The sequence below is a fragment of the Rothia santali genome, from assembly GCF_024199905.1.
GTDB lineage: Bacteria > Actinomycetota > Actinomycetes > Actinomycetales > Micrococcaceae > Rothia > Rothia santali.
Genome location: NZ_JANAFB010000062.1, coordinates 1 through 8,932, shown reverse-complemented (window position 1 = coordinate 8,932; position 8,932 = coordinate 1). Strand labels below are relative to the sequence as shown.

The window sequence follows — 8,932 nt, the reverse complement described above, 5'->3', positions numbered from 1 at the left end:
CACCAGGCCCACGAGCTCGGTGCGCACCCGGCCGCCGCCCTCGCCGCCGCCCCCGCCGACTGGACCCTCTGCGAGGTGCGCCCGTGGGGCACCGGCCACCGGTTCGCCCTGCGCCACCGCGACGGCCGCATTCTGCGCTCGGAGACCGGGATGCCCGCGCGCTTCAACGTCTCCAACGCCGCGCTCGCCCTGGCCATGGTCGCCGAGTCGGGGGTCCCGCACGAGCGGCTGGTCGCCGCACTGCGCGAGCCGGGCTGCCTGACCCCGCTGGTGCCGGGCCGGATGCAGATCGTCGCGGAGCGGCCGGTCTCCATCGTCGACTTCGCCCACAACCCCGACGCCCTGGAGCGCGCGCTGGCCGCGGTCGAGCCCGAGCCCGGGTCCGGGGGCCGCGTCATCGTGGTCTTCGGGGCCACCGGGCAGCGCGACCAGCTCAAGCGCCCCGTGATGGGCGAGGTCGCGGCCCGCCACGCCGACATCGTGATCGTGACCGACGACGACCCCCACCACGAGCCCCCGGAGCCCATCCGCGCGGCCGTGGAGGCCGGTGCCCGGCGCGCCGTCAACGACGGCGCCCGCGCCCGGCTGGTCGAGAACGTCGCCCCGCGGGCCGAGGCGATCCGCCGCGCCGTCGAGCTGGCCGAGGACCGCGACGCGATCCTGCTGGCCGGCCGCGGCCACGAGACCCACCAGGACCTCGCCGGGGTGGACGAGGCCCTCGACGACCGCGAGGAGCTGCGCGAGGCCCTGGCGGCCCGCGCGGCCCGAATCCCCGGAGGCACAGCATGATCCCCCTGACAGCACAGCAGATCGCCGACGCCGTGGACGGCACGCTCGTCGGCGTCGCGGACCCGGCCGGCCTGACCTGCACCTCGGCCACGACCGACTCCCGCGAGGCGGCCCCCGGCGGCCTCTTCGTCGCCAAGCCGGGCGAGAGCACCGACGGGCACCGCTTCATCCCCGCCGCGATGGCCTCCGGCGCCGTCCTGAGCCTGGCCGAGCGGGAGACCCGCGACGCCGAGGGCGCGCCGCACCCGGCCGTGCTGGTCGACGACGTCGTCGCCGCGATGGGCCGCCTGGCCCGCGAGGTCCTGCGCCTGCTGCGCGCGGCCGGCGAGGTCACCGTCCTGGGCATCACCGGCTCGGCCGGCAAGACCACGACCAAGGACCTGCTGGCCGGGGTCCTCGGCGAGGCGGGCCCCACGGTCGCGCCCGTGGGCTCCTACAACGGGGAGGTCGGGGTCCCCCTGACCGTGTTCCGCGCCGACTACGGCACCCGCTACCTGGTCATCGAGATGGGCGCCAACGCGCTCGGCAACATCCGGTACCTGTGCGACATCGTCGCCCCCGACTACGGCGCCGTGCTCAAGGTGGGCACCGCGCACGCCGGCGAGTTCGGCGGCGTCGAGAACATCGCCCTGACCAAGGGCGAGCTCGCCGAGGGCGTGGCCGCGCACGGCGGCGTCGCCCTGAACGCCGACGACCCCCGGGTGGTCGCGATGGCCCCCCGCGCGAGCGCGCCCGTGGCGTACTTCGGAGTACGCGGCCGGCACGCGGCCGAGCGGCTGGACCCGTCCGCGGACGGCATCGCCCTGGTCGAGGCCGCGGACCTGCGCACCGACGCCTCCGGCTGCCCCGCCTTCCGGCTCGTCCTGCCAGACGGCGCCGAGCACGAGGTGGCCTCCCGGCTGATCGGCGAGCACCACGTGTACAACCTCCTGGCCGCGGCGACGCTCGCGCACCTCGTCGGCATCCCCGGCGCGGCGATCGCGCGCTCCCTGAGCTCCCAGCGGGCCGGCAGCCGGTACCGCATGGAGCGGACCGACCGGCCCGACGGCGTGACCGTCATCAACGACGCCTACAACGCCAACCCCGAGTCGATGGCCGCGGCCCTGCGCACGCTGGCCCAGATGGGGCGCGACGCCGAGCCGCCGCGCCGGACCTGGGCCGTGCTGGGCGCGATGCTCGAGCTGGGCGAGGCCTCGCTGGCCGAGCACGACAAGCTCGGCCGCGACGTCGTGCGCCTGAACATCGCGCACCTGATCGCGGTGGGCGGGGAGGCGAAGCCCGTCTTCAACTCCGCGCTCCTGGAGGGCTCGTGGGGCGACGAGGCGATGTGGGTCGAGACCGCCGAGGAGGCCGAACGTGTGCTCGAGGAGCGGCTGCGGCCCGGGGACATCGTCCTGGTCAAGTCCTCGAACGGGGCCGGCCTGCGGTTCCTGGGCGATAGAGTTGCCCAGAGCCCGGCGGGGGACCCCCGGCCGGAACAGCACTCCCTGGAAGAAAGGCGCTAAGCACCGCATGATCTCCATCCTGTTGGCGGCGGCCTTCGGACTCGTCCTCACCATCGCGGGAACCCCGCTGTTCACCAAGTTCCTAGTGCGGCAGCAGTACGGGCAGTTCATCCGCGAGGACGGACCCACGAGCCACCTGACCAAGCGCGGCACGCCCACCATGGGCGGCGTCGTCATCATGGGCGCCACGCTGGTGGCCTTCTTCCTGTCCCTGCTGGTCACCACCCTGCTGACCGGGCGGTTCCAGACGCCGGGACTCTCGCCGCTGCTCCTGCTGTTCCTCATGGTGGGCATGGCGGCGGTCGGGTTCATCGACGACTTCAAGAAGATCGCCCGGAAGCAGTCGCTGGGCCTCACCGCGCGCGGCAAGATCGTGCTGCAGGGCGCGGTGGGCGTCGCCTTCGGCGTGCTCGCGCTGGTGCTGCCCGACTCCGCGGGCTGGACGCCGGCCACCCCGCAGATCTCCTTCACCCGGGACATCCCGTGGCTCGACCTCTCCTTCGGGATCCCCGTGCTCGGCGTGATCCTCTTCGTGGTCTGGTCCAACCTGATCGCCACGGCGACCACCAACGCGGTGAACCTGACCGACGGCCTGGACGGCCTGGCCACCGGCGCCTCGATCCTGGTGTTCTCCGGCTACCTGATGATCACGATGTGGCAGGTCAACCACCTGTGCGGGGCCGGCTCCGCCGGGGGGATCTGCTACGACGTGCAGGAGGCCGGGCAGCTGGCGGTCGTCGCGGCGGCGCTCATCGGCTCGCTCATCGGCTTCCTGTGGTGGAACACCTCCCCGGCCACGATCTTCATGGGCGACACCGGCTCGCTCGGGCTCGGCGGCGCGCTGGCCGGCTTCGCGATCCTCTCCCGGACCGAGCTGCTGCTGGTCATCCTGGCGGGGCTGTTCGTGATCATCTCGGCCTCGGTCATCCTGCAGGTCGGCTACTTCAAGCTCTCGGGCGGCAAGCGGATCTTCAAGATGGCGCCGCTGCAGCACCACTTCGAGCTCAAGGGCTGGAAGGAGGTCACCGTCGTCGTGCGCTTCTGGATCGTCGCGGGGCTGTTCGTGGCGGTGGCGCTGGGGATCTTCTACGGCGACTGGCTGCTGAACAACGGAAACGGAGGAGTGCTGAACTGATGCGAGCGAGCAATGCCAACCCGGTCCTGGGCGACGAGCGGCTCGAGGCCCTGACCACGTGGGACTCGGACTGGGCCGGACTGCGGGTGGTCGTGGTCGGGATCGGGGTCTCCGGGTTCGCCGCGGCGGACACGCTGATCGAGCTGGGGGCCCGCGTGGTCGTCGTCGACGGCAGGGACTCCGAGGAGAACCGGTACAAGGCCCAGACGCTGGGCATCGTGGGCGCCGTGGACACCGTGCTGGGCGCGGGCGCCACGGACTCGCTGCCCGACGTCGAGGGGGAGCGGCCCGAGCTGGTCGTCACCTCCCCGGGCATCCGGCCCGACACCGGCGCGCTGGCGCAGGCGGTCGAGGAGCGCGTGCAGATCTGGGGCGACGTCGAGCTCGCCTGGCGCGTGCGCGAGCGGGCCGGGCGCCCCACCGCCGAGTGGCTGTGCATCACCGGCACCAACGGCAAGACGACGACGGTCGGCATGACCGCCTCGATCCTCCAGGCCGGCGGGCTCAAGGCCATCGCGGTCGGCAACGTCGGCACCCCGATCCTGGACGCCCTGCGCGACCCGGTCGCCTACGACGTCCTGGCCGTGGAGCTCTCCAGCTACCAGCTGCACTGGTCCTACTCCCTGGCCCCGCTGGCCTCGGCCGTGCTGAACATCGCCGAGGACCACCTGGACTGGCACGGGGACTACGCCAACTACCAGGCGGACAAGTCCCGGGTCTACGCCGGCACCCGCGTCGCGTGCGTCTACAACGCCGCGGTCGAGGAGACCGAGCGGATGGTCGAGGACGCGGAGGTCCAGGAGGGCTGCCGCGCCGTCTCGTTCACGACCGACACCCCGTACCTGTCCCAGCTCGGCGTCGTCGACGGCCTGCTGGTGGACCGGGCCTTCGTGCCCGAGCGCAAGACCTCCGCGGCCGAGCTGGCCTCGGTCCGGGACACCGGCGAGCTGCCGACCCGCCACACCGTGGAGAACGCCCTCGCGGCCGCCGCGCTGTGCCGGGCCGCCGGCGTCGAGCCCGTGGCCGTGCGGGACGGGCTGCGGGCCTACGAGCCGGGCGCCCACCGCATCCAGCCGGTCGCGACCACCCACGGCGTGCTGTGGGTCAACGACACCAAGGCCACCAACCCGCACGCCACCGCGGCGTCGCTGGGCTCCTTCGACCCGGTCATCTGGATCGCGGGCGGGCTGTCCAAGGGGGTGCGCTACGAGGAGCTCGTGGCCGCCCACGCGGGGCGGCTCAAGGCGGTCGTGCTCATCGGCACCGACACCGCCGGCCTCCTCGAGGCCCTCGCCGCGCAGGCCCCGGACGTCCCGGTCCACCGGGCCGGGGAGGGGCTGGCCGAGGACGACGGCGCCGCGGTGATGCGCCGCGCCGTGGAGATCTCCCACGGCCTCGCGACCCGGGGCGACACGGTGCTGCTGGCACCGGCCGCGGCGTCGTTCGACCAGTTCGCCTCCTACGGCGCGCGCGGCGACGCGTTCATCGCGGCCGTGACGCAGCTCGTGGAGGGCCTGGGCGGCGACGAGGGGGAGCGGGAGCGATGAGCACCGCGGCCCCCGACCGGCCGGATCGGCGGCACCGCCCCGCGGCCCGCACCCGCGCGATGGGGCGCGCGCTGTTCCGCGGCGTCTACCGGTGGATCGTCACGGGCTCGATGACCAGCGCCGCCGTCGGCATCGCGCTCTCGGTCCTCGGGCTCACGCTGCTGGGCTGCATGATGGTCCTCTCGGCCTCCTCTGTCGAGCAGATCAGGGCCTCGGCCTCACCGTATGCGCTGTTCACCCGCCAGGCGGTCTTCGCCGTCATCGGCATCGCCGGGATGTTCCTGGCCTCCCGGATCCCCATCGGCTTCTGGAAGCACCGGAAGGTCGTGTTCCTGTTCATGGGGGCCGCGCTGGTCCTCCTGGCGCTCGTGATGAGCCCCCTGGGCGTCGCGATCGGCGGCAACCGCAACTGGCTGGCCTTCGGGTTCATCCAGTTCCAGCCCTCGGAGCTGGCGAAGTTCGCCGTCCTGCTGTGGGCGGCGTGGGGGCTGGCCAAGTCGACGCACGTGGCCACCAGCGTCCGTGCCGCGCTGATGCCCTCGTGCCTGGGGTTCTTCCTCACCGTGGCCCTGGTCATGCTCGGCGGCGACGCCGGCACGGCCATCGTCTTCGTGCTCATCTACGGCGGCGCGCTGTGGTTCGCCCGTGCGCCCCTCAGGATCTTCGGGGTCTCGCTCCTGGCCGCGGCCGTGGTCGGGGTCGTCATCGTCGCCTCCAGCACCGCCCGCATCCAGCGGGTGGTCGGCTGGCTGGCGCCGGCCCAGTGCGGGGCGGACGAGGTCTGCTACCAGTCGAACGCCGGGCTGGCGGCCCTCGCCTCCGGCTCGTGGTGGGGCGAGGGCCTGGGCCAGTCGCGGCAGAAGTACAACTACCTGCCCGAGGCCCACAACGACTTCATCTTCGCGATCCTCGGCGAGGAGCTCGGCTTCATCGGGGCGCTGATCGTGATCGGGCTGTTCGCGATCCTGGCCCTGTCCCTGGCGCGCGTCATCCTGCGCTCGAGCGACCGCTTCGTGCGCGTCGCGGCCGGCTGCGTGCTCGCGTGGTTCGTGGGCCAGGCCTTCGTCAACATCGGCATGGTCACGGGGCTGCTGCCCGTCATCGGGATCCCCCTGCCGTTCATCTCCTACGGCGGGACCTCGCTCGTGGTCTCGCTGTTCACAGCCGGGTTCGCGATGTCGCTGACGCGCACCCCGACGCACCCGGCGATCGAGCTCAGTGCCCTGGAGGAGCGCGAGCCCCGCGTAGACTAGAGGCCGATCGAGGAATCCACCGACGACCACCGAGACCCTCCGGGAGCCGAGTTGAACGAATCACTGTCCGTCGTGCTGGCCGGCGGCGGGACCGCGGGACACGTGTCGCCGCTGCTCGCGATCGCCGACGCCGTGCGCGCCGCCGACCCCCAGTCCCACGTCGTCGCCGTCGGCACCACGCGGGGCCTCGAGGCCCGGCTGGTCCCCGACGCCGGCTACGATCTGGAGTTCGTGGAGCGCGTCCCGCTGCCCCGCCGCCCCAGCGTCGACCTCCTCCGGCTCCCGGGGCGATTCCGCCGGGCCGTGGCCCAGGGCCGCGAGATCCTCAGGAGGCACCGCGCGGACGTCCTGGTCGGCGTCGGCGGCTACGTGTGCACGCCGATGTACGTCGCGGCGGCCCGGGAGAACGTGCCGATCGTGATCCACGAGGCGAACCGCCGGCCGGGCCTGGCCAATCGCGTCGGCGCCCGCCGCGCCGCCGTCGTGGCCACGGCCTTCGAGGACACCCCGCTGAAGGGGGCCCGCCGCGTCGGGATGCCGCTGCGCCGGGGCATCGCCCTCTCGGACCGCGACGCCGACCGCTCGGGGGCCCGCCAGCTGCTGGGTCTGCAGGCGGTCGCGCCGACCATCGTGGTCACCGGCGGCTCCTCCGGTGCGCAGAGCCTCAACCGCGCCGTCGCCGAGTTCGTCCAGACCCCGGAGTGGGAGCGGGCCGACGCCCAGCTGCTCCACGTCACGGGCGCCGGCAAGGAGGTCCGGGACGCTGACGGCGACCTCGTGACCGGCCCCGGCTACTACCAGACCGAGTACGTCGAGAGCATGGAGAACGTCTACGCCGCCTGCGACCTCCTGGTCGCGCGTGCGGGTGCGGCGACCGTGTGCGAGGTGGCCGCCGTCGGCTGCCCCACGGTCTTCGTGCCCCTCCCGATCGGCAACGGCGAGCAGGCGCTGAACGCCTCCGAGCTGGTCGAGGCCGGGGCCGCCCTCACGGTCCGCGACGCCGAGCTCACGCCCGCCTGGCTCGCGGAGAACGTCCTGCCCCTGGTGCACGACGCCGAGCGCCTGCGGGCCATGTCCGAGGCCGCCGCCGCCCAGGGCCACCGCGACGCCGCGCAGCGCATGGCCGAGATCGTCGCCGAAGCAGCCACCCACGGAAGGTCCACCCGATGACGCCCCAGCCCGACGCCGCGCCCTCGCGCCTGCCGGACTTCATGACCCCGCCGTTCCCCGCCCGTCCCGACCCCGCCGGCCTCGGCCGCGTCCACTTCGTGGGGATGGGCGGCACCGGCATGTCCGCCGTCGCCGACCTCCTGCTGGACCGCGGGCTCGCGGTCTCCGGCTCGGACGCCAAGGACGGCGCAGCGCTGGAGGTGCTCCGGCGCAAGGGCGCCGCCGTCTACGTCCCGCAGGACGCCCGGAACGTCGAGGGCGCCGACACGGTGGTCGTGTCCACGGCGATCCGCGAGGACAACCCGGAGCTCGCCGCGGCCCGCGCGGCCGGGCTGCGCGTGCTGCACCGCTCGGACGCGCTGGCGGCGGCGATGGGCGCCAACCGCACCATCGCCGTGGCCGGCACCCACGGCAAGACCACGACGAGCTCGATGATCGCCGTGATGCTCGACGGCGTCGGCGCGCGTCCCTCCTTCGCGGTGGGCGCGACCATCGCGACGCTCGGCACCAACGCCGCGCTCGGCGAGCCGGGCGAGGACGGCTGGTTCGTGGCCGAGGCGGACGAGTCGGACGGCTCCTTCGTCAAGTACCGGCCCGCGGTGGCCGTGGTGACCAACGTCGAGGCGGACCACCTCGACTTCTACGGCAGCGCCGAGGCCGTGGCGGAGGCGTTCGAGCGCTTCGCGCAGTCGCTGGCCCCCGGTGGGGTGCTGGTGGCCTGCCAGGACGACCCCGGCTCGCGCGCGCTGGCCGAGCGCCGCCGCGCCGAGGGGGCACAGACGCTGACCTACGGCACCGACGCCGACGCCGACGTGCGGATCTCGGACGTCTCGAGCGACGGCACGACGTCGTCGGCCGCGCTGTCCTGGAGCTTCCGGCTCGCGGGGCGGGAGCTGCAGGGGCGGTGCCTGCTGCGGCTGTCGGTGCCGGGCGTGCACAACCAGCGCAACGCTGCGGCGGGCGTCGCGTGCGCCCTGATCGCCGGGGTCGACCCGGAGCGGGCCGCCGAGGCCCTCGGGACCTACACCGGCGCGGCCCGGCGCTTCGAGTTCCGCGGCGAGGCCGCGGGCGTCCAGGTCTTCGACGACTACGCGCACCACCCGACCGAGGTCGCCGCGGCCCTCCAGGCGGCGCGGACCGTGGCCGCCGGCCACAACGTCTACGCGCTGTTCCAGCCGCACCTGTTCTCCCGCACGCGGGAGTTCTCCCACGCCTTCGCCGAGGCGCTCTCGCTGGCCGACCGCGCCTTCGTGGTGGACATCTTCCCGGCCCGGGAGGAGCCCATCGAGGGGGTCACCAGCCGCCTCATCACGGAGGCGGGGTTCAGCGAGGTCCGGTTCGCCTCCTCCGCGCACGACGCCGCGGCCCGGATCGCCTCCCTGGCGGCGCCGGGCGACGTCGTCATGACGATCGGCGCCGGGGACGTCACCGAGTACGGCGCCGTCCTCCTCGCCGCGCTCGGCGAGGCCGGCGGAGACCGCCGGTGACGCCCTTCCACCGGCCGCGGCTTCCGCGCCTGGCCCGGCGCGGAGC

7 protein-coding genes are annotated in these 8,932 nt (G+C 74.0%); all 7 read left to right on the top strand.

What is annotated here, in order from left to right; all coding sequences use genetic code 11:
• Positions 1 to 789: glutamate ligase domain-containing protein (locus NBM05_RS14700; RefSeq protein ID WP_302184068.1), on the top strand; the 789-nt coding region annotated here is incomplete at its 5' end.
• On the top strand, positions 786 to 2,294 hold the full coding sequence (locus NBM05_RS14695; protein WP_254168974.1) for a UDP-N-acetylmuramoyl-tripeptide--D-alanyl-D-alanine ligase: 1,509 nt from the start codon (positions 786 to 788) through the stop codon (positions 2,292 to 2,294). The genes NBM05_RS14700 and NBM05_RS14695, both read left to right, overlap by 4 nt.
• A 7-nt stretch (positions 2,295 to 2,301) precedes the next feature.
• Positions 2,302 to 3,429 carry a phospho-N-acetylmuramoyl-pentapeptide-transferase gene (mraY, locus tag NBM05_RS14690; RefSeq protein WP_254168973.1) on the top strand — a complete coding sequence of 376 codons (1,128 nt, stop codon included), beginning with the start codon at positions 2,302 to 2,304 and terminating at the stop codon, positions 3,427 to 3,429.
• Positions 3,429 to 4,976, top strand: coding sequence for a UDP-N-acetylmuramoyl-L-alanine--D-glutamate ligase (gene murD / locus NBM05_RS14685; RefSeq protein WP_254168971.1), 1,548 nt, complete (start codon positions 3,429 to 3,431; stop codon positions 4,974 to 4,976). The genes mraY and murD overlap by 1 nt, the downstream gene beginning before the upstream one ends.
• Positions 4,973 to 6,229 (top strand): putative lipid II flippase FtsW, encoded by a 1,257-nt coding sequence (gene ftsW, locus NBM05_RS14680; RefSeq protein ID WP_254168969.1) that lies wholly within the window; start codon positions 4,973 to 4,975, stop codon positions 6,227 to 6,229. Before murD ends, ftsW begins: the two co-directional genes overlap by 4 nt.
• Before the next feature lie 51 nt (positions 6,230 to 6,280).
• Positions 6,281 to 7,399 (top strand): undecaprenyldiphospho-muramoylpentapeptide beta-N-acetylglucosaminyltransferase, encoded by a 1,119-nt coding sequence (gene murG, locus NBM05_RS14675; protein WP_254168967.1) that lies wholly within the window; start codon positions 6,281 to 6,283, stop codon positions 7,397 to 7,399.
• Positions 7,396 to 8,886 (top strand): UDP-N-acetylmuramate--L-alanine ligase, encoded by a 1,491-nt coding sequence (gene murC, locus NBM05_RS14670; RefSeq protein ID WP_254168965.1) that lies wholly within the window; start codon positions 7,396 to 7,398, stop codon positions 8,884 to 8,886. Before murG ends, murC begins: the two co-directional genes overlap by 4 nt.
• Positions 8,887 to 8,932: the final 46 nt, after the last annotated feature.

Coding starts and splice junctions, on each gene's coding strand:
- NBM05_RS14695 (WP_254168974.1), top strand. CDS start 786: ATGATCCCCCTGACAGCACAGCAGATCGCCGACGCCGTGGACGGCACG.
- ftsW (WP_254168969.1), top strand. CDS start 4,973: ATGAGCACCGCGGCCCCCGACCGGCCGGATCGGCGGCACCGCCCCGCG.
- mraY (WP_254168973.1), top strand. CDS start 2,302: ATGATCTCCATCCTGTTGGCGGCGGCCTTCGGACTCGTCCTCACCATC.
- murD (WP_254168971.1), top strand. CDS start 3,429: ATGCGAGCGAGCAATGCCAACCCGGTCCTGGGCGACGAGCGGCTCGAG.
- murC (WP_254168965.1), top strand. CDS start 7,396: ATGACGCCCCAGCCCGACGCCGCGCCCTCGCGCCTGCCGGACTTCATG.